Source organism: Martelella sp. NC20 (assembly GCF_013459645.1).
GTDB lineage: Bacteria > Pseudomonadota > Alphaproteobacteria > Rhizobiales > Rhizobiaceae > Martelella.
Window position 1 is genome coordinate 3,521,721 of the sequence record NZ_CP054861.1, and the last position, 23,779, is coordinate 3,545,499.

The window sequence follows — 23,779 nt, forward strand, 5'->3', positions numbered from 1 at the left end:
ACGAGGTTGTGACATGTTGGATCTGACTGGCCGCAAGGCGCTTGTTACCGGTGCCAGCGGCGGCATAGGCGAGGCGATCGCCCGTATGCTCCACGCCCAGGGCGCGACCGTCGCGCTTCACGGCACGCGTGCTGAAAAGCTCGAGGCGCTGGCCGGAGAGCTTGGCGAACGCACCCATGTATTTCCCGCCGATCTTTCCGATCGCGCCGCCGTCAAGGCGCTCGGCGAAAAGGCCGAGGCCGAGCTCGAGGGCGTCGATATCCTGGTCAACAATGCAGGCATCACCAAGGATGGGCTGTTCGTGCGGATGAGCGATGCCGATTGGGAAAGCGTGCTGGAGGTCAACCTCACCGCAGCCTTCGTGCTGACCCGCACCATCATGCATCCGATGATGCGCCGCCGCTTCGGCCGGGTCGTCAACATCACCTCGATCGTCGGCGTCACCGGCAATCCGGGCCAGGCCAATTATTGCGCGGCCAAGGCCGGGATGATCGGGTTCTCGAAATCGCTGGCGCAGGAAGTGGCGCCGCGCAACGTCACCGTCAATTGCGTGGCCCCCGGTTTCATCGAAACCGCGATGACCGACAAGCTGAACGACAAGCAGAAAGAGGCGATCCTTGGCGCCGTGCCGATGAAGCGGATGGGCAGCGGTGATGACATTGCGGCCGCGGTCACCTATCTTGCCTCCAACGAGGCTGGCTATGTCACAGGTCAGACCTTGCATATCAATGGCGGTATGGCCATGATCTGACTTTGCGGCCCGCTTTGCGCGGGCCGTTGAAAATGCTGGAGAGACCGGCGACACGGTGCTTTTTGGGCTTTGCGCTCAGAACAAAGCGTGGTAAGCGGGCCGGGACTGACAAGAACAGTCCAGTGAGCGAAGCCCGGTCCATCGGCCGGGATTTCGGTCATAAGTGGGCTTTGGTTCACATATCTGCCGCGGCACCTTCCCTGTTGGAAGGCTGGCGGCTTTCACATAGCGGATGTTTCAGGCATGCCGCGGAACTTGAGACAGGTCGAGGAAACCGACATGAGCGATATCGCAGAACGCGTTAAGAAAATTGTAGTTGACCACCTGGGCGTGGATGCCGACAAGGTTGTCGAAAGCGCAAGCTTCATCGACGATCTCGGCGCCGACTCGCTCGATACTGTCGAGCTGGTCATGGCCTTCGAAGAAGAGTTCGGTGTGGAAATCCCCGACGATGCGGCCGATTCGATCCTCACGGTCGGCGATGCCATCAAGTTCATCGAAAAGGCTCAGGCCTGATCGACTGAAAATTCAGGGCGGCGTTCGGGTCAGACCTGCAACCCGCCTCGAACGGCCCGGTTACACGGGCCATTTTTTTGTCCGGCGTTCCGGGGTGAAAACGCATCAAGGACGGTTTTGCTGACGGTTTTGCGCTTGTGACGAGAGCGTCTATAGTCAGGCGAAGGCCGATTCAGGCTGATGCGTGTCGGGCTCAAAACGTCGGCCACGATGACAAGAAACTTGAAAAAAATGGGGGCGATCCACCAATGAGGCGTGTCGTAATCACCGGTCTGGGCATGGTCACACCGCTCGGCTGCGGGACCGAGGTAACCTGGTCGCGTCTGCTTGACGGCGTCAGCGGAGCAAGCAAGGTCACCGCGTTCGAAACGGAAGACCTTGCGGCCAGGATCGCCTGCTCTATCCCGCTCGGCGATGGCAGCGATGGCAGCTTCAATCCCGATCAGTGGCTTGAACCGAAGGAACAGCGCAAGGTCGATCCGTTCATCACCTATGCCATGGCGGCCGCCGACATGGCGCTTTCGGATGCCGACTGGCACCCTGAAAGCGATGATGACCAGATCGCGACCGGCGTTCTGATCGGCTCCGGCATCGGCGGTCTCAACGGCATTGTCGAAGCCGGCTATACGCTGCGCGACCGCGGCCCGCGCCGCGTCTCTCCGTTCTTCATTCCGGGGCGGCTGATCAACCTCGCCTCCGGTCAGGTGTCGATCCGCCACAAGCTGCGCGGCCCCAACCATTCCGTCGTCACGGCCTGCTCCACGGGCGCGCATGCGATCGGGGATGCCAGCCGGATCATCGGCTTCGGCGATGCCGATGTGATGGTCGCCGGCGGCACGGAATCGCCGATATGCCGCATTGCGCTCGCGGGTTTTGCCGCCTGCAAGGCGCTCTCCACCAATTTCAACGATGAACCCGAGCGCGCCTCGCGCCCCTATGATGTTGATCGCGACGGTTTCGTGATGGGCGAGGGCGCCGGTATCGTCGTTCTCGAGGAGTTGGAACATGCCAAGGCGCGCGGCGCGAAGATTTATGCCGAGGTCGTTGGCTACGGCATGAGCGGCGATGCCTTTCACATCACCGCGCCGAGCGAGGATGGCGAGGGCGCGTTCCGCTGCATGACGTCGGCCTTGAAGCGCGCCGGGATCGCGCCGTCCGATGTCGATTACATCAACGCCCACGGCACCTCGACGATGGCCGACACGATCGAGCTTGGCGCGGTCGAGCGGCTTATGGGCGATGCGGCGGACAAGGTGTCGATGTCGTCGACCAAGTCGGCGACCGGCCATCTGCTGGGCGCGGCCGGCGCGATCGAGGCGATTTTCTCGACGCTGGCGATCCGCGACAATATCGCCCCGCCGACGCTCAACCTCGACAATCCCGAGCGCGAGACGGCGATCGACCTGGTGCCGAAAGTCGCGCGCAAACGCAACATCGATATCGCGCTTTCGAACTCCTTCGGCTTTGGCGGCACCAACGCCTCGCTGGTGCTGCGGCGTTTTGCGGATTGAAGCGGTCGCCATTGTGGACGCTGAAAAGAAACGGCTGACATTTTGCAGCCGTTTTTTTAATGAAGAGCAGCGATGGGTCGCCGTATCCCGTTTGGGATGATTCGACGGCTCCAGCGGGCACAGCGCCGATTGGACGGTTTTCCGTCCAACCTGCCGGCAATGTCGGAAAAACGATAACAACATCGAAACCGGCAATTCATTTGGGTCAGGCGGCCATTGTCTTGTGACAATCCGTCGAGGAACATGCGATAAGGGGGTCCGGTGAGCGGCTCGGATCAGGATAATGAGCGCAATTCCGCGCCGGAACGCAGGCCAGCGGCGGTGAAATCGGCCAAGCAGGCGCTGAGGCCCGAGCGCGTGCCTCAACCCAGGGCGCGCTCGAAAAAGGCAAGGAGCCCGGTCGTCATCCTGCTCAATTTCATGATGACGCTGCTGGTGCTCTGCTGCATCGGCGCAATCGCGATCTATTACTACGCCATGTCGAGCTACCGCGACCCGGGACCGCTTGCCGGCGACACGGAGTTCACGGTGCGAAGCGGCGCGGGGCTTGCGACGATCGCGCATGATCTGGAGCGCGAGGGCATCATCTCTGATTCGCGGATTTTCCGCTATGTCACGGCCGCGCGGATGCGCGACGGCGAGACGCTGAAGGCCGGCGACTACGAGATCGAGGCGGGCGCCTCGATGGAGGAAATCGCCGATCTGTTCGAGTCCGGAAAATCGATCCTGTTCAGCATCTCGTTTCCCGAGGGCCTGACGGTTCGCGAGGTGTTCGACAAGCTTGCCGCCGACCCCGATCTTTCGGGCGATCTGCCTGAGGAACTGCCGCCGGAAGGCAGCCTGATGCCGCAGACGTTTTCGTTTGCGCGCGGAACCCCGCGTACCGGGATCGTGGAGCAGATGCGGGCTGGCCAGGAAGCGCTTGTCGATGAAATCTGGCTGCAGCGCGACAAGGATCTGCCGATCGAGACCAAGGAGGAATTCCTCACGCTTGCCTCGATCGTGGAAAAGGAGACCGGCGTGCCGGACGAGCGGCCGCTGGTGGCGGCTGTCTTTCTCAATCGACTGGAGCGCGGCATGCGGCTTCAGTCCGATCCGACTGTGATCTACGGGATATTCGGCGGCGAGGGCAAGCCGTCCGATCGCCCGATCTACCGCTCCGATCTCGACAAGGAAACGCCCTACAACACCTATCGTATCAAGGGCCTGCCGCCCGGGCCGATCGCCAATCCCGGACGCGATGCGCTGGAGGCCGTCGCCAATCCGGCCGAGACCGACGCCCTGTATTTCGTTGCCGACGGCAGCGGCGGCCATGCATTCGCCGAGACGCTGGATGAGCATAACGCCAATGTCCGGCGCTGGCGCAAGGTTGAAGCCGAGCGCTCCGGCAACTAAAAACGGTGCGCTGGCGTGTCTGCGGCGTTCCGGCTGCGTGTTTAATCCTGTAGTCTGCCGCGACGCGAGCAACAGCGAGGGATCATGACGCAGCAATCGATGACAGGATTTGCCCGCAGCCAGGGCCAGAAGGGCCGCTACCGCTGGACATGGGAGTTGCGCTCCGTCAACGGCAAGGGGCTCGATCTTCGTCTCAGATTGCCGCAGGGTTTTGACCATCTGGAAAGCGCTATCAGAAAGCTCACGGCCGCCCGGCTGACGCGCGGCAATGTGCAGATCGCGCTCAATGTCAGTGTCGCCGACAGCAAGCTGGAACTGGTGGTCAACGAGACCGCGCTTGAGGCCGTGCTCGATCTGAAGAACCGGCTTGCCTCCAGACTGGACGATTCGCGCCTGTCGCTCGAGGGGCTGCTGGCGGTCCGCGGCATTGCCGAACTGCGCGAGGCGGACGAGCCGGGTGATGCAATGGCATCGCGCGAAGCCCTGATCGTGTCCGATCTGGAACTCGCAATCGGTCGCCTTGCAGCCATGCGGGCAGAGGAAGGCGAGAAGATCGTCGCCGTATTGCGCGAGCAGGTCGACGCGATCGAGGCCTTGACGGTCGTCATCGAGGCGGACCGCTCGCGCCAGCCCGCCGTGATCGCGGCGCGGCTTTGCGAACAGGTGCAGCGTCTGCTGGAAGCAGCCCCCTCGCTTGAGGGCGACCGGCTTTATGCCGAGGCGGTGCTGCTGGCGACCAAATCCGACATCCGCGAGGAACTTGACCGGCTGCGCGCCCATGTGACGGCCGCGCGGGCCTTGCTCGGCGAGCCCGGGCCCTGCGGGCGCCGGCTCGATTTCCTGGCGCAGGAATTCAATCGCGAAACCAATACGATCTGTTCCAAGTCCAATTCGGTGGAGGTGACGGCTGCCGGACTTGAATTGAAAACGGTGATCGATCAGTTTCGCGAACAATTGCAGAATCTGGAGTGAGCATGAACGTGAGCGGAACGGATAAACGGCGGGGCGTGATGCTGGTGCTGGCGGCCCCTTCGGGGGCCGGCAAATCGACGATCGCGCGGCGGCTTCTGGCCGAGGACCCGATGATCGATCTTTCGATCAGCGCCACCACGCGGCAGATCCGCGCGAGCGAACGCGAGGGGGTGCATTATTTCTTCATGGATCCGGAAAGCTTCATCAGGAAGCGCGATGAGGGGGCCTTTCTGGAATGGGCCGAAGTGCATGGCAATTACTACGCCACGCCCAGGGCCGCCGTGGAACGTTCGCTTGCCGCCGGCCGCGACGTGCTGTTCGATATCGATGTGCAGGGCGCCCGGCAACTGAAGCAGGCGATGCCCGGCGATGTCGTCGGCATCTTCGTGCTGCCGCCGTCGATGGAGGCGCTCAGGGCGCGGTTGCTGGCGCGAGCGGAAGACAGCAAGGCGGCGATGGAGGTGCGCCTCAAGAACGCCACCGGCGAGATTTCACACTGGCGCGATTACGAATATGTCGTCATCAACGACGACCTGGACGACGCCTACGACCTTGTACGCTCGATCCTGCGCGCCGAGCGGGCCAGGCGTGAATGCGAAACGGTGATCCCGCATCACGTCGCGCGGCTCCTGGGCAGCTAGGCTATGTCAGCAGTCCGGACCCTCTGCCGTGGCTGCTTTCCGCGGGTGGTCCGGCCGGAGGTCGCAGATGCGTTAGCGCGAGCCGGGATTGTCCGGGTCGAAATCGAAGCGATCGGGCACGGCAAGTCCGTTTTCCAGGTGCTTCTCGATGGCGCGCAGCGACACGCCGTCGCGGTAGAGCCAGGGATCGCGGGTCTCGCGCTGCCAGGTCTCGGTCGCCCGCCGCATGGCGACGAGCCGGTCGCGGTGGGCGGGATTGTCGGCGAGGTTTTTCACCTCATGCGGGTCGGCCTCAAGGTCATAGAGTTCCTCGGGCGGGCGGCGGACATAGTTCTTCACCGAGCGACTGCCGATCATCGCCGGGTTTTGATTGCGGATCCCCTCCCAGGTCAGCGAGCCGTAGAGGTCGCCGGAGAACGGAAAATCGAGCTGCCAGGCGACGTTGCGGTGATATTTGTAGCGCGTGGTTCGCATGAAGCGCGTTGGCCAGTAATTGGTGATCTCGTGGAAGGTATGCGAGCCGAACACCGCCTGCCAGTCATCTTCAAGCGTTTCGGATTCGAGGATCGGCAGCAGCGAGCGCCCTTTGCGTGGACCGGGCGGGGCTTCATGGCCCGCCCAGTCGAGAAAGGTCGGCAGGATATCCGTGAAGGACACCAGATTGGGGTTTTCGACGCCTTTGCTCCCGCCGGGCTTGCGGATGATCAGCGGCAGGCGCACGCCGGCATCGTAAAGCGTGGTCTTGGAATTGAGGAAGGGCGAGCCGTTGTCGGAGAGGAAGACGACGAGCGTGTCATCGGCCAGACCTGCCTTTTCCAGCGCATCGAGAACCATGCCGACGCCCTGATCGAGCCGGTAGATCGAGCGGTAATATTCGGCCAACTCCTGGCGAACCTCCGGCAGATCGGTGAGGAAGGGCGGCACGGAGACGGCTTGCGGAGAGAATACCCGATCCTCGACACCGGGATAGTCGCGGTCATTGCCAAACCCGCCGCGGGTTTCATCGCGATGCGGATCGATGAAGCCGATGGTGAGGAAGAACGGCTTTTGCTCCGCCTTCGCGTTTTCGAAAAAGACCGAGGCCCGGTTCGCCGCGTGGCGAACATCGCGTTCCCAGCTTTCCTCGCGCACCTGCCAGGGATAGACCGCATCGGGGCCGACATGGACCTTGCCGATGATGCCGGTCTTCATGCCCGCCACATTCAGAAGTGCGGGCGCGGTCTCCACATGGTCGAAGGTCATGAAGTGGTGATGGTTGTGGTTGAGGCCGTATTGCCCGGTTTCATGGGTGTGCAGACCGGTATAGATCACCGAGCGGCTGGCCGAACACGAGGCTGTCGAGGTAAACGCCATGTCGAAGCGCGTGCCGGTCTCGGCAAGCCGGTCGATATTGGGCGTCGCAATCGCATGCTCGCCATAGCAACCGGTCATCCGGCCGAGATCGTCGGCGATCAGGAGGAGGATATTGCGCATGGCTCGGCGATCCTTTCCGGGCTGATGGCGTCGCCGCTGCGGGGAAACTCGCCGATCACTCGCGTGGCGACATCGATACCGTGCCGCAACGCCGCGCGCTCGGAGGCGCCTTCGGCAACAGCGCTCAGATAGCCGGCATTGAAGGCGTCGCCGGCGCCGACCGTGTCGATAACGTCAAGGGGCGCGGCATGTTCGACCAGGTAATTGCGGGTGTGGTAGCAGGCAGCGCCTTCCGGGCCGCGCTTGACGACGAGCGCGGCATCGCGGCGCATATAGGGGGCGAACGCGCGGCAGGCGGCATGCACGGCGTTCTCGCCGGCAAGCCCGAGCGCTTCCTTGTCGTTCAACAGAATATGGTCGGCGAGGCCGATCCATGCGCGGGCGTTGTCGATGGCGGCATCGCTCCAGCCTTCGCCCGGCCAGCCGGGATCGATGGCAATGGTCGCGCCGCGTGCTCTCAGCCTTTCCAGAAAATCCGTATGCTCCGCCATCAGGCCGGGAAGGGCGAATCCGCCTGAAACGAGCGCGATCGCACCCTCAAGCGGCCAGTCTTCAAGCGCATGCGAAAAGAATGCCGCATCAAGTCCGTCGAGATGGCCATTGGTCGAGAAGAAACTGCGCTCGCCGCCCGTCTGCAATATGCCGACGGACATCGAGGTCGGGCCGGGTCGGGCGGAGATCCGGTCGAGCGCACCGGCGAACTGATGGGTGATCATCGCGGCCGCCGCATCGCTGCCGGTCGCCGAGACGAGGCCAACGGGATGGCGCAGGCGCTGCAGCACGAGCGCGGTATTGGCCGCCGATCCGCCGATGCGGAAATCGGACCTTTCGAGAAAAACCTCGGTTCCCCATTCCGGCCAGTCGTCGATGCTGCCGGTGACGAGGTCGAGATTGGCATTGCCGATGACGCAGATCGGGCGGGGCGGTTCGGATGGTCTGAAGCTGCTGTTCATGCCGGCCTCCTAAATCGCCGTACCGGCTGCGTCGAAGCGGTGAAGGGCCGTCTCGTCGGGGGTTACGAAGACGCGTTCGCCCGAGGCAAAGTCCTGCGCGCCCGGCGCGCGCACATTCAGCATGCCGGCATCTTCGGTTTCCACATGAATGTAAGTATCGCTTCCAAGCTCTTCTGAAAGCATAACTTTTCCGGGCCAGCGGCCACCCTCGCGCGAAATCGTCAGGTGTTCCGGGCGGATGCCGCAGGCGGCCGCGCCGAACGCCTCGGCGATCTCGCCCGCGATCACGTTCATGCGCGGCGAGCCGATGAATTCGGCGACGAAACGGCTGGCGGGCTTCATGTAGAGCTCCATCGGCGTGCCGACCTGTTCCACCCGCCCGGCATTCAGCACCACGATCCGGTCGGCAAGCGTCATCGCCTCGACCTGATCATGGGTCACATAGATCATGGTGACGCCTTTCATGCGTTTGTGGAGCGCGGCGATCTCGATGCGGGTATCGACCCTGAGCGCCGCGTCGAGGTTGGAAAGCGGCTCGTCGAACAGGAAGATGCGGGGCTGGCGGGTGATTGCCCGACCGATGGCGACGCGCTGGCGCTGGCCGCCGGAAAGCTGACGCGGCTTGCGTTCGAGATAGGGCGTGATCTGCAGCATCTCGGCCGCCTCGCGGATCCGCTTGTCGGCCTCCTGCTTGTCGAGTTTCGCCTGTTCGAGGCCGAAGGCCATGTTCTCGTAGACCGTCATATGCGGATAAAGCGCATAGGACTGGAACACCATCGAGATGCCGCGCTTTGCCGGCAGCACGTTGTTGACGCGCGCGCCGTCGATCATCAGCTCACCGCCGGAAATATCCTCAAGGCCGGCGATCAGGCGCAGAAGCGTGGATTTTCCGCAGCCGGAAGGGCCGACGAAGACGACGAACTCGCCCTTTTCGAGGCTGAGGTCGATATCCTTCAGAACCTCGACATGGCCGAAGGATTTGCAGATCTTGTTGAGTTCGATGGAGGCCATGAGACTATCCTTTCACGGCGCCGGCGGTCAGGCCGGAAACGATTTTTCGCTGGAAGACGAGGACGAGCGCGATCAACGGAACGGTGACGATCACCGAGGCCGCCATGATGTTGCCCCACGGCACCTCGAATTCCGAAAGGCCCGAAATCATCGCGATCGCCACCGGCACGGTGCGCTGGCTGTCGGTGGACAGGAAGGTGAGGGCGAACAGGAACTCGTTCCAGGCGTGGATGAAGGCGAGAAGCCCGGTCGTCACCATCGCCGGCCACATCAGCGGCAGGAAGATGCGCCGGATGATGGTGAAGGAGGAGGCGCCGTCCATGATCGCGGCTTCCTCGATCTCGATCGGCATGTCGCGCATGAAGGTGGTCAGCACCCAGACGGTGAACGGCAGGGTGAAGATCATATAGGAGAACACCAGCGACCAGAGGGAATTGAACAGCCCGAATGTGCGGATCAGTTCGAACAGGCCGGAGAGCACCGCGATCTGCGGAAACATCGAGACCGAGAGGATGGTGAACAGCAACAGCCCGCGCCCCCTGAACCGGATACGGCTGAGCGCGAAAGCCGCCGTCACCGCCAGAAACAGCGAGAAGATGACGACCACGGTGGCGACGAAGACCGAGTTGAAGATCTGGTGGCCGAAAACGCCATCGCTCAGCATGTGCTCGTAATTGTCGAAGGTGACCGCCTTCGGCAGATAATTGACCTCGAACAGCGCCTGACCGTTCTCAAGCGAGGTCAGGATCGCGTAGTAGAAGGGAAACAACGCCTGGACGAGGATGACAAGGACGAGCGCGTAGAACGCGATGCGCCTGACGGGAGCGGGAATGGTCATCTCTCACCTCCAAGGTTCATGCGGGTGGCGCGGATGAAGCCGATCGTCAAAAGCGCGATGATCAGGAACAGCAGGGTGGATGCCGCCGAGCCATAGGCGAACTGATCGAAATCGAACAGGTTTTCGCGCGCGAACACCGACATGGTGGCCGTATTCGGGTTGTTGGGCGTCAGCACATAGACGATGTCGAACACCCGGAGCGCATCGAGCGCGCGGAACACGATCGCCACCAGCACGGCCGGCATGATCAGCGGCAGGGTGACCTTGCGGAACACCCGCACCGGATGGATGCCGTCGAGCTTCGCCGCCTCGTACATGTCCTTCGGCACCATCTGCAGGCCGGCGAGAATGAGCAGCGCCATGAACGGCGTGGTCTTCCAGATATCGACGATCAGCACCGCGAGAAGCGCGGTATCGGGATTGGCGGTCCAGGCCACCGGTTCGGCGATGATGTGCAGTTTCATCAGGATATCGTTCAAAATGCCGAACTGGTCATGCATCATCCACGCCCACATCTTGGCCGAGACGATGGTTGGGATCGCCCATGGGATCAGCACGGCGGCGCGCACGAGCGAGCGGCCGGGGAACTGCGTATTCAGAACCAGTGCGATGATCATGCCGAAAATGGTTTCGAACAGCACCGAGAAGAAGGTGAAGCGCAGCGTGTTCCAGACGGCCCGCCACCAGTCGGGGTCGGCGAGCAGCCCGTAGAATTCGCCGGTCCCGTCGCCATAATCGAGATATTCGAGATAGTTGCGGAAGCCGACCCATTGCGCCTGGCCGGGAAAATCGATCGAGGCGTCGGTAAAGCCGAAATAGATCGTTCTGACCAGCGGATAGACCGCGACCACGGCCAGCACCGCAAGCATTGGCGCCAGGAACACCCATGCCGACACGACGCGCTGATGTGACAGGGTCGATTTTTCGACCGGTTCTGCCATGTTCCGTTCCCTTCCTGTCGTTCGAAGAAAAGCGGCGCCGCACCGACATCCGGGCAGCGCCGCCTTATGTTACCAGCCGTTGCCGCGCAGACGCTTCAGCTTGGCTTCCAGCTTGGCAAGGTTCTGCTCGGCGGTGCCGTCGCCGGCAAGCGTGTTGTGGACGGCGGTCCAGAATTCCGAGGAAACCTCGTTATACTTGCGCTTGGTCGCAGCCGACGGGCGCGGCAGCGCGTTGAGCACGACCGGCTTCCAGCGCGGAATGAAGGGCTGCGCCTCGGCCACTTCCGGATCGTCGTAGACGGCCGTTACCGTCGGCGGACGCGAGGTCTCGATCGCGCGTTCCTTCTGGTTTTCGAAGTTGTTGAGGAACTTCACCAGTTCGATCGCCTCGTCCGGGTTGGGCGAATATTTGGAGACGGCGAGATGCCAGCCGCCGAGCGTCGCCGCCGAACTGTCGCCTTCGCCGCCGACGGGCAGCGTGGTGACGTCGAACTTGCCCTTGACCGGGGAATCCGGCCCGTCCGCCAGCGCATAGGCATAGTTCCAGTTGCGCATGAACACGGCATCGCCGGACTGGAACACGCCGCGCGCATCCTCTTCCATGTAGTTGAGAACGCCCTGCGGCGCGATCGTGCCGACCCAGGACTTGGCCATGTTCAGCGCTTCGGCGGCCTTGGGGTTGTTGACGCCGATCGAGCCGTCAAGCTCGACGATCCGGCCGCCGCCATAGGAGTAGATCCACTCCTGACCGTCACAGGTCAGCCCTTCATAGGGCGCGCCCTGAAACACGAAGCCCCACATGTCGCCATTGCCGTCGGCCCGCTCGCCATCCATGATGATCTTTGCGGTTTCGGTCATCTCTTCCCAGGTTTCGGGAACCGGCCGGTCGTATTTTTCCAGAAGATCCGTGCGATAGTAGAGCGCCGGCGCGCCGAGGAACATCGGCAGCGCCACGAGCTTGCCGTCGACGGTCTGCGATTCGACGGAAGCCGGGACGAACTGGTCGATAATGTCGGCTGTCGCCTCCGTCAGGTCGACGAAGTGGTCGGCAAGCTGTGGCGCGCCGATGACGTCGATACGGTAGACGTCGATATCCGGCGATTTGGCCGAAAGCCAGAGCTTGTACTGGCCGAACTGGTCGGTCGTCGATTCCGGCATGGACACGATATTGACCGTATCGCCGGTCATCTCCTGGTAGCGGTCGAGCTCCTTGCGCAGAACCTCGTTGTCCTTGCCGATCGCGCCGTGGACGATGTTGAGTTCAACGGCCCCGACCGATACCGACATCAGGGCGCTTGCAGCGAGCAGCAAACTCGTGAATTTTCCAAAATGCTTCATTGCCTGTTCTCCCTCCGGCCTTTGTCAGGTCCGGTTTCAAAAAGTTCCCGCGTATGAAAGCCGGTCCCTTGGGCCGCTTTCCTGTCTTTCGGCAATCCGGCTTGCGTCCGTTTCGCGGCCATGCCTTCATTGCCTGAATAGGCCGGATCGGTGTCACGATCCGGCGGTCCTGCCTGATTCGTGTCACCCCTCCTTTCTGCAGAAAATCGGCGAGGTCCAGGCCATCTGCCCGGTCTTCTCGCGCAGCCGCACATAGATGTTCTCGCCTTCAGTCAACGCGCCGAGCGCGACCTTGCCGTGCCATTGCCATTGATGGGGCAGGGGCAGGGCGTGCAAGCGATAGGCGGGGCTGTCGATCGGGCCGAGATTGCCCGAAACCGCGCCCTCGAAAAGCTGATCGAGTGGGATGTCGAGCCTCTTGCCCGAAAGCGCCGCCTTCAACCTGGCCCCGGGGCCGGCCTTCAGCCGTATCGCAAACCCCTGGGTCGCCGATGTGACATTGTTGGGGTTGGCTGCGGCCGTGACGGAAAACTGGACGCGGCTATCGGCAAGCCGGAGGGTCGGCAATGCCGCCGCCTCGTCGTCGCCCTCGAGCGGCGAGACGATCTCCGCGCCGCGAAACCGGGGTTCAAGCCCGGTGATCTCGCCGCCTTCGAGGCTGATTTCGCCTGCCCATTCATGGCTCTTGCCTCTGGCACCCCAGCCGAGTTCGACAAACAGAATGGTTTCGGTGGTCGCGCCGTCCCCGGCGTCGATCGGCGCGGGCCGAAGCTCGGGCGAGATCCGCTCGAACAGTTCGCCGTTGCGGATAATGTTGATAGCGTCGATGAACCCGCCGCCGACCGCCTCGATCTCCAGCGTTGCCTCTGGCGAGGGCGCGGTAATGCCGCCCTGGACGGTATCGCCGATTGCCGTCAGCAGATGGATGTTGTCGCCGGTGAGCGCATTGCTGCGGCGCGCGCGCATCGCCGCAAAGATCGCTGCCCGGCTGTTGCCCTCGCCATAGACCGCCATGCGGCCATGGCCGTAGGAGCCGGGAAATGCGGAATGATGGTCGGTATTGCCGACAACGCCGAAGACCGCGCCGCGCTTCAGGCCCGCGCGCATCGTCGAGGCCCCGTTCACCGGGCCCATGGAATGCAAATAGGAGCGCTCGGATTCAGATTCTTCCGCGCAGCCATGCATCGAGAACATCTCGACGAAGGGCGACAGTTCCGGATCGAACGTCTCCCAGTTGATGCCGCGCGCGCCCTGGCGGTAGCCGATATGGTGCGGGAAGGCGAGGGCGCGGTCGCCCATCGCGTTTCGAAGCGCCCGTTTGAGGTCTGCCGGGCTGTCGGCGAGTTCCGGCTCGGCGACATCGAGGTCGCCATAGACGATGGTGTAATCGCCATGCTCGGAGGAATGAATCTCGTAGCCGGGGAATACGGCGAGGCGACCGGGCGCTTCAAAGGCGTTCAGCGCCTCGAAATGATCCTTCCAGTTGGCCTTGAGCTTGGCGAAACCCTTGACGTGGAAATCGACGATATGGGCCACTTCCGGCACGTCGACCGGCATATCGGGCCAGGCGGCATGACCGGTGATCGAGACGAAATCGAGCTGAAGCGCGGCCCGCGCCAGCGCATCCTCCAGCCGGCCATGGCCGTAGGAGAGCGCGCAATGATTGTGGATGTCGCCGAAAAGCGGCTGAAGGCCGAGCCGGTTGGCGAGCGGTGTGAGGCGTTCGGGGAATCTGCGCGTCATTTCGCAAACTCCTGGGTTTCCGGATCGACGGGCATGCCGCCGTTCTTCATCGATTTCTGCGCCGCCAGCACGATCCTGAGCGAAGCGAGCCCGTCCGCGATGCCGACCGGCGGGTTTTCCCCGTCCATGAAGCGGCGCAGCGTGCGCACGAGCTCGAGATCGGCCCCGAAATGGGTCGAGGCGCGGTCCGGGCTGGTAAAGCCCAGCGTGCCGTGCTTGCGGCCGTAATCCTCGACGATATCGATCTCGCCCGAGTGGCGCTCCATCCGGATACGGCCGGATGATCCGACGATTTCGAGCGTTTCCTGATCCTCGGCCCAGGGCCCGAAAATGGCGAAGAACAGACAGGCCGAAACGCCGTTTTCATAGCGGATGGTGACGATGGCGTGGTCGTCGATGTCGGCGCCCGGCCGGTAGACGCAGGTGTCGTTGCGGTCTTCGGGGAGCGCCGCCTCGCCCCAGCTCGGATTGGCGGCGGCGGCGGCGCCCTCGAAGCGGTCGACCAGCGTCTCGTGGCGGCGATAGGGACAGTCGCGGTCGCAGGCCGAACAGCGTTCCGGCGCGTTCGGATCGGGCGGGAACACATTGCTGCGGCCACCGATGGCGGTGACGGAAACCGGTCTGGCGCGCGCCACCCAGTTCAGCACGTCGAAATGATGCGAGCACTTGTCGTTGAGCGCGCCGCCCGACAGCGCCTGCTTGCGGTGCCAGAGCTGCAGATAGCGGGTGTAGGGAATGACCGAGCGCAGCAGGATCATCTGCGGATCGCCGATGCGGCCCGAATGGGCAAGATTGACCGTCTCGACCCAGGGCTTCTCATAACGCCGGGTGAAGGCCATCAGCACCGGCTGCCCGGATGCTTTTTCCGCCGTCTGAATGACTTCAGCGTCATCCAGCGTCACCGAGATCGGCTTGTCGAGATAGACGCGTTTGCCGGCCGCGATTGCCGCTTCCACCGGCGCCCTGTGGGCATTGGTATGGGTGGTGACGATCACGAGATCGACGGCGGGATCTTCGATGGCGGCCGCGAGGCTGTCGAAGACGCGCACGGCATGGCGGACGCCCGCCTTGCCGTAAAGCGCGTTCAGGTGGTCGGCGGCATAGCCGGCGCGGTCTTCAAGCCGGTCGAACACGCCGATGATGCGAAAGCCGGTCTCGGCTGCGATTTCGGCCATGCGCGAGCCGACATAATAGATGCCGCGCTCGCCCGCGCCGATGATTGCGACGCCCGTGGTTTTTTGCTGGACCGGCTCGTGGAGCATTCAACGCCTCTGAACTTGTTTTTGTTATCGGCATTGGATGCTATTTGAGTATATATATGGATACAATATTGAATGTATTCAATCACTCCGGAGATCGATCACCGATCCGTGGCGCACATACGTTATCGGCAGGTAATAGGTTTGCGGTTCGCCCGGTCTGTCGGCGATCCGCTCCCGGATGATGCGTTCGAAAACGACAAGTTTTTCGTCGTGGCTGTTGCCGACAACGTCGAACCGGCCGAGATGCTCGGATTGAAAATCCGTGCTGCCGAGCATGACGACGCTGAGGTCTCTTCCCGCCTCAAGGCCGAGTTCGGCGAGCGCCCGCTCCAGAACGAAGCCTTCGACGACGCCCCAGGCGATCAGGCCCGTAAACGGAAGCCGCCCGTCGGCATCGGCATGCCGCCCGATCGCTGCCGCGATGTCGTCGATCTGGTAGCTGCCGGGCAGCGCGTTCAGCTCGATCAGGAAGCGCTGTGTGGGGTCGGGCAGGAAGCTGCCGAGCAGGTCGAATTCACGGCGCGCCATGGCGATCTGGCGGGCATGATGGGCCGAGGTCAGGAACGCGATCTTCTCATGGCCGTTTTCCCGGAACGTGCGGAAGGCGATCGACAGCGCCTCGCGCCAGTTGGTGCCGATTGCATCGACATCGATGCCAGTCGCCGAAACGCCGTCGATGACGATATGGTCGGCCTGCCTGCGGAGCGCGGCCAGAAACGCGACGGTCAGGATTTCGAAATTCACCTGGATGAGGCAGGCGCGGAACCTGCCGATCCGTTCCAGGACGTCGATAGCCTGGGCGTCGCTCGAAAATCCGAGCTGCAGAACCGAGAAGCCGGCGGATTTCAGCCGCGCCGCGACTTCCTGAAGCGTCACGCGCGCAAGCCGGCTGTCGGAATTGCGGTAGAGAATCAGAAGGTCGGCGGCATAGAAGTCCGGCGCGCCTTCCTCGGCCCTGCCGGCCACGACGATGCCCGCGCCGGGGCGGGCTATCAGGCGACCGTCTTCGAGAAACGGCTTCAGCGCCGCCTCCACGGTGCGCTGTGCCGTTCCGAATTCGCGCATCAGATGGCGAACGGTCGGAAGCCGTTCGCCCGGCGATGCCTTGCCGATCCTGTCTTCCGCCCAGCGGCCAATCGCGGCGACGACCTGTTTGGTTTTGTTCTGCATCCGGGTATTATGAGTATAATATATACCCAATGCAAGCCGCAGGTTTTCCAGCTCGGCTTGCGCCGCTGTCTGACGGCGCCGACACGCCAAAAAAACGACCCGGCAGACTATTGTGGCCGGAAATCCGGTGCGCTTGCCAGCCGTTTCGCCGGTTATTCCGGATTGGCGGAGGCGAATATAAGTCGCAGTTTCAATCATTTGGTCGGATTGGAGCGCTTGTGCCAAGTCCGGACGGCCTTCGACAGAAACAAAAGGACTTGCAATTGGAACAAAAAAAGAACATAAGGGGTATATAAGCAAAACGGAGGCAATCATGACCGATATTCTGCGTGACATAGCGGCTTTCTTCTCAGTCAGCCTGTTCCTGGCGAGCATGGCGTTGATCGTGAGTTCGCTATAGGTTTCTGTGCATTGCGTGACGAGCGATTGCACCGGATGTATTCGCCTGCCAAAATCGCTCGGCGCGTTTGATTTGGCGGTGATGAAGGAGTGAACTCGAGATGCAGGCCGGTGACGAAAGCAGGGAGCAGGTTGTTCGTTTCGTGCATCTGCGCGTTCATTCGGCCTATTCGCTGCTTGAGGGCGCCCTGCCGCTGAAAACGGTGATGAAGCTCGCCGTGGCCGACAGGCAGCCCGCAATCGCGGTGACGGATACCAACAATCTCTTTTGCGCGCTGGAGTTTTCCCAGAAGGCCGTGGGGGAGGGGCTCCAGCCCATTATCGGCTGCCAGCTATCGATCGACATGGAAGACAGCGGCGAAGGGGAGCGCCGCAGCGGCGCTCATCTGCCGCCGAAAAAACCTTCGATCGTTCTGCTCGCGGCCAATCCGACCGGCTACGCCAATCTCATGCATCTTGTCAGCGAAGCCTATCTCGGCGGCGAAGGGCATGACGGCATATATATAACGAAGTCATGGCTCAGTGCGCATTCGGACGGGCTGGTCGCGCTCACCGGCGGGCGGACCGGGCCGGTTGACGAGGCCGTGATTTCCGGCTTTGAGGCGAAGGCCGCCGAGCGGCTGGCATTCCTGAAATCCACCTTCGGTGACCGTCTCTATGTAGAGGTGCAGCGGCAGGGGAATTTCGATGTCCAGCACGAGCGTCGGGTCATCGCTCTTGCCTACGAGCTCGATCTTCCGCTGGTGGCGACCAACGAGGCGTTCTTCCCGGCCCGCGAGGATTTCGAGGCGCATGATGCGCTGATGGCGGTGGCGCACAATGCCATCGTCTCCGACGATCGCCGTTTCAGGCTGACGCCGGATCACTACCTGAAATCCCAGGACGAAATGGCGGCGCTGTTTGCCGACCTGCCCGAAGCGATCGAGAACACCGTGGAAATCGCGCGCCGATGCAGCTTCGTGCTGGATACCCGGATGCCCATCCTGCCGCGCTTCACCGGTGCGTCGGACGATCCCGAAGAGGCGGAGCGTGCGGAGGCTGCGGAGCTTCGTCGCCAAGCGCGGGAAGGGCTGGAGGCGAGGATCGCCCATGTGGGGTTGAGCCCGGGGCACACCCGCGAGGACTATTTCGAACGCCTCGACTATGAGCTGGGCGTCATCGAAGGCATGAAGTTTCCGGGCTACTTCCTGATCGTTGCGGACTTTATCAAATGGTCAAAGGAGCGCGATATCCCGGTGGGGCCAGGGCGCGGCTCCGGCGCGGGGTCGTTGGTCGCCTACGCGCTGACGATCACGGATGTGGACCCGCTGCGTTTCTCGCTGCTGTTCGAGCGCTTCCTCAACCCCGAGCGTGTCTCGATGCCGGACTTCGATATCGATTTCTGCCAGGACAGGCGCGAGGAAGTGATCCGCTACGTGCAGGAGAAATACGGTCGCGCGCAGGTCGCCCAGATCATCACTTTCGGATCTTTGCAGGCCCGCGCGGCGCTGCGCGATGTCGGCCGTGTGCTTGAGATGCCCTATGGCCAGGTCGACCGCATCTGCAAGCTGGTTCCCAATAATCCCGCCAACCCCGTGACGCTCGCCAAGGCGATCGAGGACGAGCCCAAGTTTCAGGAGGCAGCCGAGGAGGAGCCGATCGTCGGTCGGCTTCTTGCGATCGCCCAGAAGATCGAGGGGCTTTATCGCCACGCCTCGACCCATGCGGCCGGCATCGTCATTGGTGACCGCTCGCTGTCGCAGCTCGTGCCGATGTATCGCGATCCGCGCTCCGACATGCCGGTCACGCAATTCAATATGAAATGGGTTGAGCAGGCCGGGCTTGTAAAGTTCGACTTTCTGGGACTGAAGACATTGACGGTGCTGAAAACCGCCGTCGATTTCATCGCCCGCCGTGGGGTGGCGGTCGATCTCTCGCTCGTGCCTCTTGATGACACGGAGTCCTACGAAATGCTGGCGCGCGGCGAGACGGTCGGCGTGTTCCAGGTGGAAAGCGCCGGCATGCGCAAGGCGCTTATCGGCATGCGGCCCGACCGCATCGAGGACCTGATCGCGCTCGTGGCGCTCTATCGTCCGGGACCGATGGAAAATATCCCGGTCTATAATGCCCGCAAGCATAACGAAGAGGAGATCGAGTCGATCCATCCCCTGATCGACCCGCTGCTTGCCGAGACCCAGGGCGTGATCATCTATCAGGAGCAGGTCATGCAGGTGGCCCAGGTGCTGGCCGGCTATTCGCTTGGCGAAGCGGACCTGCTGCGGCGCGCCATGGGCAAGAAGATCAAGGCGCAGATGGACGAGCAGAGGGTTCGTTTTGTCGATGGCGCGGTGGAGAACGGCGTCAAGAAACAGCGGGCCAATGAAATTTTCGATCTGCTGGCGAAGTTCGCCAATTACGGTTTCAACAAGTCGCATGCCGCAGCCTATGCGATCGTTTCCTACCATACCGCCTTCCTGAAAGCCCACTACCCGGTCGAGTTCCTGGCGGCCTCGATGACCCTCGACATGGCCAATACCGAGAAGCTGAACGATTTCCGCCATGATGCGCAGCGCCTCGGTATCGAGGTCGTGGCGCCTTCGGTGCAAACGAGCTTCAGACATTTCGAGCCCGGCGAAGGGCAGATCTTCTATGCACTCGCGGCAATCAAGGGGGTTGGCGAGGCGGCGGTCGAACACATCGTTGCGGTAAGAGGAGATGATGCGTTCGACAGCCTGGAGGATTTCGCGCGGCGGATCGATCCGAAACTCGTCAACCGCAGGGTGCTCGAGAGCCTGATCTGCGCCGGCGCCTTTGATTGCTTCGGCAAGGACCGGGCGGCGCTTCTTGCCGGCCTCGATCGCATCATCGGCCTTGCGCAACGCAGCCAGGACGACAAGACGAGCGGGCAGACGGATATTTTTGGCAGCGCCGGGGATCTCCCTCAGATCGCATTGCCGGATTATACGCCGATGCCGGATTCAGAGCGCCTGATGCGGGAATTCCAGATGCTGGGCTTTTATCAGACCGCGCATCCGCTTGATGCCTATGCCGATATTCTGTCGCGCATGCGGGTCCAGAGCTTTGCTGATTTCTCGCTTTCCGTGAAGAATGGCGCCGGCCGCGGACGCCTGGCGGGTACGGTTGTGGCCAAGCAAGAGCGCAAGACCCGGACGGGAAACCGGATGGGGATCATCACGCTTTCGGACGCGACCGGCCAGTTCGAAGCGGTGTTGTTTTCCGAGATGCTTTATCAGTACCGCGACCTCCTTGAGCCGGGGACCTCCGTTGTCATCACCGTGGCGGCCGACATCCGCCCCGAGGGCATCGGCATGCGGATACAGACGGCCCAGTCGCTGGAGGAAGAGGCGGTCCGTCAGCAAAGCGCGATGCGGGTCTTCCTACGGGATGATTCGCCGTTGTCGTCGCTGGCCCGGCATCTGAACAGCAATGGCGACGGGATTGTCTCCTTCGTTGTCATCCAGAACGAAGGGCTGCGTGAGGTGGAGGTGGAACTTCCCGGGAAATACAGGCTCTCCCCGGAAGTGGCATCCGCTATGCGGGCGGTATCGGGCGTGGTCGACGTCGAACTCGTATAGCCCATTGTTCAGCGGCGTGACCGGCCGTCGTTCCGATTCGGTTTTACGACGATCGCGGTCCTTGTGGCGTTTCATTTCCTCCGCTGACCCACGTATTTTCCCGGTTAAGTGGCAATGTGTGCACTGTTTTCTTCCTATTCAGTGCGATGAGATTGGGCGGAATCCTGCTTTTGAAGCTTGTTTTCTTTACCTTTTGTAAAGATTTGAGGCTTCGGTCTGCCCAACTTGTTGCCGATCAGCAACAGCAAGCTGGTAAGGAAGAGCCGGTGGGGGGAATGCGGACGATTGATGATTGCGATCGGGCGGCGGTCTTGTATGTTCACATTCAGAAGCGAGGGCGAGACGGCCCAATCTTCTTGAAACCCGGAATGGGGCAGGGATCGCTCAGGCGAAAATCTCATTCCGCTTTAAAACCTTTTGGAGGTCATTATGAACGTGAAGAGCCTTCTCCTCGGCTCCGCTGCAGCAGTCGCAGCAGCATCCGGTGCACACGCGGCCGATCCGGTTGTGGTCATCGAACCCGTAACAGCTAACTATGTAGAAGTCTGCGATGCCTTTGGCGCCGGCTATTTCTACATCCCGGGCACCGAAACCTGCCTCGACATCGGCGGTTACGTCCGTTTTCAGGTTCAGGGTTACAGCAAGACCAGCCCGAACTGGGTAGGTTCCAATCCCCAGCCTGGTACATGGAATGTATTTACCAAGGCTCAGCTTGACATCTCCAGCAAGACGGACACCGAACTCGGCGTTCTGACCGGCGTTATCAAGATGAACGCAACCGCCAACAGCGCCGGCGGTGCGGCCACGACCTTCGGTCTTGACCAGACCTACCTTGCTCTCGGCGGCTTCCAGGCCGGTTATTTCCAGAGCTATTGGGATGAAGGTCTCGTTGGCGAAATCGACGATCTTACGGGTCAGACCAAATTCAACTCGGTGCGTTATGTTTTCACCGGTGACGGCTTTGTAGCAGGTCTTTCGCTTGACGCCCTGACCGCCAGCCAGGTTGGTTACACCGGCGATCCCGATCTCGCACGTCTTGGCGTATCCGGCCGCATTGGCTTCCAGGCCGGCGGCCTCGGCATGAAACTCGATGGCGGTTACGACACCTACAACGAGGAAGGCGCTCTGCGTGCAATGACGACTGTGGCCGTTGGCCCGGGCTCGTTGGACATCGGTGCTAGCTGGGCGTCCGGCTGGAACGCATATGCCAACACCTATGACGATTTCGAGGACTATCCCTTCGCTCCGTCTGTTTCGTCCGATGTTTACGCTGAGTGGCAGCTTGCTGCAGGTTACGCTCTTGACGTAACCGATAAACTGACCATCACCCCCGCTGTTCAGTGGTCTTCGGTGGTCATTCCTGGCGAAAGCAACAAGAGCTTCTACACCTACGGCGCTCTGTTCGACTACGAGATCGTAGAGGGACTGTCGGCCAAGGTTAACTTCGACTATGCTGTCCTTCCGGACTCCTACTTTAACGATGATACCTGGGGCGGTTGGTTCCGTCTGCAGCGCGACTTCTAAGAAGACGTCTTTTGTATCAGGAAGAGCCCGGCCTTTTGGTCGGGCTTTTTCGTTTGACACGTCCGACCTTGCGGCTCGGTCTTCTTGTCTGCTGAAAAATGGTTCGAACGGCGCGATAGCCGCTCTGCCGGTCGGAAAGGCCGGTTTCGCTTATCCACTCCGAGGGGCTGATGTGCGCGCTCCGCGCGTGCAACATGGGGTTTGCTGTGTGGGCTTCCGGCGGATCGTGACAGGATCGAGGTTCTGTCGCGCCCTTGGCCGGGAGTCTCGCGATTTGTCTGTGAAAAATGGTGCGGGCGGCGGGGGTCGAACCCGCATGACCGATCGGTCGAGGGATTTTAAGTCCCTTGCGTCTACCAGTTTCGCCACGCCCGCAGCAAGTTTTCTCCGAAGCTCGGCTTGGCTTGTCCTCTGCAGAAGCGCGGGATCGGAAAAGTGATGTCAACCCTTTCCGCAGACGCTCCGGCAAAGTTCAGCCGCATACTTGCATCCGCTTCCCGATGTCGTCGAAGCGGCCTGCGTTGTTTAGTATGATGAAACAACTTCCGCAATAGACCGGCCGTGATCGGAGCGGTTGCATCGCGCGGCGGCAGCGGGCGAGGGGGCGATCTTCTGCCGAAAGGAGCGTGGCCAAAGCCTTCGTCTGGCGGTCCTGCTGAGACGTGGCTTGCAGAAACTACCTGGCAGACGGCCGTCGTCCAGTACGACGGGGATCTGTTCGCAACACATTAACGCTTCCTAACGAATCCGCTGACTGTGGCTCTTGTGTCACAGCAATCGTTTCAGTTCTCTCGTACAAACGATCTCGGCATGGGCGTCTATTTCCCGCCACAAACACGGGGCATGTGAAAGGGGACAGAGCGCGCATCAGTCCACCGGACGTGTGATCGCGGTTTTATCCGAGAAGATCTTTGCGCCCTCGATAACGTGGTGAAATCGTTTGATGATGAAGGCAGTTTTGAGACAGACGGGCGTATGTATGGTGGTGGCGGGCTTGTACGTCATGGCCGGCGCGCCGGTATCCGCCTTTGACATCTCCAACGACATACCCAAGGATTCCGGACGGTTCGATCTCTTCCGCTTCGGCTTCAAGGCCTACAAGAACGGCGACAAGCAAAAGGCGGTCGAAGCCTACCGTTATGCCGCCGAGAAGGGCCATACCGGGTCGCGCTGGGCGCTCGCGAATATGTATGCGTTCGGGGATGGCGTGCCGGAAAACGATTATGAGGCATTCAAGGCCTATGCCGAGATCGTCAATCACGATGTGGAGCCGGGTTCGCCCGATACCGGATTTTATGTCAACGCGCTTCTGGCGCTCGCCGGCTACTACAAGTCCGGCATTCCCGATACGCCGGTGGAGAAGGATCTGGCGCAGGCCCGCCAGCTCTATTTTCAGGCTGCTTCCGTTTTCGGTAATCCCGACGCGCAGTTTCACCTCGCCCAGATGATCCTGAATGGCGAGGGCGGCGCAAAGAATGTCCGCCTCGCGAAGAAATGGCTGAACCTCGCCAGGAAGAACGGAAATGTTAGCGCTATGGCGGTTTTCGGGGATCTGATCTTCAATGAAGGCCAGCCGGTTCTTGGCCTCGCCTATCTCACCATGGCAGCCGATCGCTGCCAGATCGGTGATTGCAGCTGGATTCGCGATCTGCAGGAAAAGTGCTTTTCGGTCGTGGATGAGAATGATCGCCGGGGTGCGATCGCGCTCGCGCACAATATGAGTGCCAGCTCCCCCTGAAGCCGACACGGGTTGATCCGCAACGAAC

18 protein-coding genes and 1 tRNA gene are annotated in these 23,779 nt (G+C 61.7%); 9 read left to right on the plus strand and 10 right to left on the minus strand.

Annotated elements, in window-relative coordinates:
• Positions 1–13: 13 nt before the first annotated feature.
• From fabG to gmk, 6 genes are all read left to right on the plus strand, one after another.
• Positions 14–751: a 3-oxoacyl-[acyl-carrier-protein] reductase gene (gene fabG / locus HQ843_RS16765; protein ID WP_180897249.1), complete on the plus strand. Its 738-nt coding sequence runs from the start codon at positions 14–16 to the stop codon at positions 749–751.
• Between the two features lie 279 nt (positions 752–1,030).
• Positions 1,031–1,267, plus strand: coding sequence for an acyl carrier protein (locus HQ843_RS16770; protein WP_018062986.1), 237 nt, complete (start codon positions 1,031–1,033; stop codon positions 1,265–1,267).
• Between the two features lie 248 nt (positions 1,268–1,515).
• Complete coding sequence (gene fabF / locus HQ843_RS16775; RefSeq protein ID WP_180897248.1) at positions 1,516–2,778, plus strand: beta-ketoacyl-ACP synthase II; 1,263 nt, start codon at positions 1,516–1,518, stop codon at positions 2,776–2,778.
• Between the two features lie 261 nt (positions 2,779–3,039).
• Positions 3,040–4,173, plus strand: coding sequence for an endolytic transglycosylase MltG (gene mltG, locus HQ843_RS16780; protein WP_180897247.1), 1,134 nt, complete (start codon positions 3,040–3,042; stop codon positions 4,171–4,173).
• An 84-nt stretch (positions 4,174–4,257) separates the two neighbouring features.
• Positions 4,258–5,145 (plus strand): YicC/YloC family endoribonuclease, encoded by an 888-nt coding sequence (locus HQ843_RS16785; protein WP_180897246.1) that lies wholly within the window; start codon positions 4,258–4,260, stop codon positions 5,143–5,145.
• A gap of 2 nt (positions 5,146–5,147) precedes the next feature.
• The gene (gmk, locus tag HQ843_RS16790) at positions 5,148–5,786 is read left to right on the plus strand and encodes a guanylate kinase (RefSeq protein ID WP_180897245.1); all 639 of its coding nucleotides are present in this window, start codon (positions 5,148–5,150) and stop codon (positions 5,784–5,786) included.
• 72 nt (positions 5,787–5,858) lie between these two features.
• Here gmk and HQ843_RS16795 read toward each other — a convergent pair whose 3' ends face one another.
• The 9 genes from HQ843_RS16795 to HQ843_RS16835 form a co-directional block, all read right to left on the minus strand.
• Entirely contained in the window at positions 5,859–7,259 is a 1,401-nt protein-coding gene (locus HQ843_RS16795; protein ID WP_180897244.1) for a sulfatase family protein, read from the minus strand.
• Complete coding sequence (locus tag HQ843_RS16800; RefSeq protein WP_180897243.1) at positions 7,238–8,212, minus strand: carbohydrate kinase family protein; 975 nt, start codon at positions 8,210–8,212, stop codon at positions 7,238–7,240. The genes HQ843_RS16795 and HQ843_RS16800 overlap by 22 nt, the downstream gene beginning before the upstream one ends.
• Positions 8,213–8,221: 9 nt before the next feature.
• A complete protein-coding gene (locus tag HQ843_RS16805) occupies positions 8,222–9,223 on the minus strand; it encodes an ABC transporter ATP-binding protein (RefSeq protein ID WP_180897242.1) in 1,002 nt (333 codons plus the stop codon).
• A gap of 4 nt (positions 9,224–9,227) precedes the next feature.
• Positions 9,228–10,061, minus strand: coding sequence for a carbohydrate ABC transporter permease (locus HQ843_RS16810; RefSeq protein ID WP_180897241.1), 834 nt, complete (start codon positions 10,059–10,061; stop codon positions 9,228–9,230).
• Positions 10,058–11,002, minus strand: a complete 945-nt coding sequence (locus tag HQ843_RS16815; protein WP_180897240.1) for a carbohydrate ABC transporter permease — start codon at positions 11,000–11,002, stop codon at positions 10,058–10,060. Before HQ843_RS16815 ends, HQ843_RS16810 begins: the two co-directional genes overlap by 4 nt.
• 69 nt (positions 11,003–11,071) lie before the next feature.
• On the minus strand, positions 11,072–12,340 hold the full coding sequence (locus HQ843_RS16820; RefSeq protein ID WP_180897239.1) for an ABC transporter substrate-binding protein: 1,269 nt from the start codon (positions 12,338–12,340) through the stop codon (positions 11,072–11,074).
• A 183-nt stretch (positions 12,341–12,523) separates the two neighbouring features.
• Positions 12,524–14,083 (minus strand): hypothetical protein, encoded by a 1,560-nt coding sequence (locus HQ843_RS16825; protein ID WP_180897238.1) that lies wholly within the window; start codon positions 14,081–14,083, stop codon positions 12,524–12,526.
• A complete protein-coding gene (locus HQ843_RS16830) occupies positions 14,080–15,345 on the minus strand; it encodes a Gfo/Idh/MocA family protein (RefSeq protein WP_180897237.1) in 1,266 nt (421 codons plus the stop codon). Before HQ843_RS16830 ends, HQ843_RS16825 begins: the two co-directional genes overlap by 4 nt.
• 78 nt (positions 15,346–15,423) lie before the next feature.
• Positions 15,424–16,515: a GntR family transcriptional regulator gene (locus HQ843_RS16835; RefSeq protein ID WP_180897236.1), complete on the minus strand. Its 1,092-nt coding sequence runs from the start codon at positions 16,513–16,515 to the stop codon at positions 15,424–15,426.
• Between the two features lie 500 nt (positions 16,516–17,015).
• Between HQ843_RS16835 and dnaE the strand changes: the two genes are divergently transcribed.
• Positions 17,016–20,489 carry a DNA polymerase III subunit alpha gene (gene dnaE / locus HQ843_RS16840; protein WP_180897235.1) on the plus strand — a complete coding sequence of 1,158 codons (3,474 nt, stop codon included), beginning with the start codon at positions 17,016–17,018 and terminating at the stop codon, positions 20,487–20,489.
• 429 nt (positions 20,490–20,918) lie between these two features.
• Complete coding sequence (locus HQ843_RS16845; RefSeq protein ID WP_180897234.1) at positions 20,919–22,013, plus strand: porin; 1,095 nt, start codon at positions 20,919–20,921, stop codon at positions 22,011–22,013.
• 288 nt (positions 22,014–22,301) lie between these two features.
• On the opposite strand, the gene HQ843_RS16850 is transcribed toward HQ843_RS16845, so the two are convergent.
• Positions 22,302–22,388 (minus strand) — tRNA-Leu (locus HQ843_RS16850).
• 604 nt (positions 22,389–22,992) lie between these two features.
• On the opposite strand from HQ843_RS16850, the gene HQ843_RS16855 reads away from it, so the two are divergent.
• On the plus strand, positions 22,993–23,751 hold the full coding sequence (locus tag HQ843_RS16855; RefSeq protein ID WP_371822166.1) for a tetratricopeptide repeat protein: 759 nt from the start codon (positions 22,993–22,995) through the stop codon (positions 23,749–23,751).
• The last annotated feature ends 28 nt before the right edge of the window (positions 23,752–23,779 follow it).

Coding starts and splice junctions, on each gene's coding strand:
- HQ843_RS16835 (WP_180897236.1), bottom strand. CDS start 16,515: ATGCAGAACAAAACCAAACAGGTCGTCGCCGCGATTGGCCGCTGGGCG.
- HQ843_RS16810 (WP_180897241.1), bottom strand. CDS start 10,061: ATGACCATTCCCGCTCCCGTCAGGCGCATCGCGTTCTACGCGCTCGTC.
- gmk (WP_180897245.1), top strand. CDS start 5,148: ATGAACGTGAGCGGAACGGATAAACGGCGGGGCGTGATGCTGGTGCTG.
- HQ843_RS16795 (WP_180897244.1), bottom strand. CDS start 7,259: ATGCGCAATATCCTCCTCCTGATCGCCGACGATCTCGGCCGGATGACC.
- fabF (WP_180897248.1), top strand. CDS start 1,516: ATGAGGCGTGTCGTAATCACCGGTCTGGGCATGGTCACACCGCTCGGC.
- dnaE (WP_180897235.1), top strand. CDS start 17,016: ATGCAGGCCGGTGACGAAAGCAGGGAGCAGGTTGTTCGTTTCGTGCAT.
- HQ843_RS16785 (WP_180897246.1), top strand. CDS start 4,258: ATGACGCAGCAATCGATGACAGGATTTGCCCGCAGCCAGGGCCAGAAG.
- HQ843_RS16805 (WP_180897242.1), bottom strand. CDS start 9,223: ATGGCCTCCATCGAACTCAACAAGATCTGCAAATCCTTCGGCCATGTC.
- fabG (WP_180897249.1), top strand. CDS start 14: ATGTTGGATCTGACTGGCCGCAAGGCGCTTGTTACCGGTGCCAGCGGC.
- HQ843_RS16830 (WP_180897237.1), bottom strand. CDS start 15,345: ATGCTCCACGAGCCGGTCCAGCAAAAAACCACGGGCGTCGCAATCATC.
- HQ843_RS16845 (WP_180897234.1), top strand. CDS start 20,919: ATGAACGTGAAGAGCCTTCTCCTCGGCTCCGCTGCAGCAGTCGCAGCA.
- HQ843_RS16815 (WP_180897240.1), bottom strand. CDS start 11,002: ATGGCAGAACCGGTCGAAAAATCGACCCTGTCACATCAGCGCGTCGTG.
- HQ843_RS16800 (WP_180897243.1), bottom strand. CDS start 8,212: ATGAACAGCAGCTTCAGACCATCCGAACCGCCCCGCCCGATCTGCGTC.
- HQ843_RS16770 (WP_018062986.1), top strand. CDS start 1,031: ATGAGCGATATCGCAGAACGCGTTAAGAAAATTGTAGTTGACCACCTG.
- HQ843_RS16825 (WP_180897238.1), bottom strand. CDS start 14,083: ATGACGCGCAGATTCCCCGAACGCCTCACACCGCTCGCCAACCGGCTC.
- HQ843_RS16855 (WP_371822166.1), top strand. CDS start 22,993: ATGGTGGTGGCGGGCTTGTACGTCATGGCCGGCGCGCCGGTATCCGCC.
- HQ843_RS16820 (WP_180897239.1), bottom strand. CDS start 12,340: ATGAAGCATTTTGGAAAATTCACGAGTTTGCTGCTCGCTGCAAGCGCC.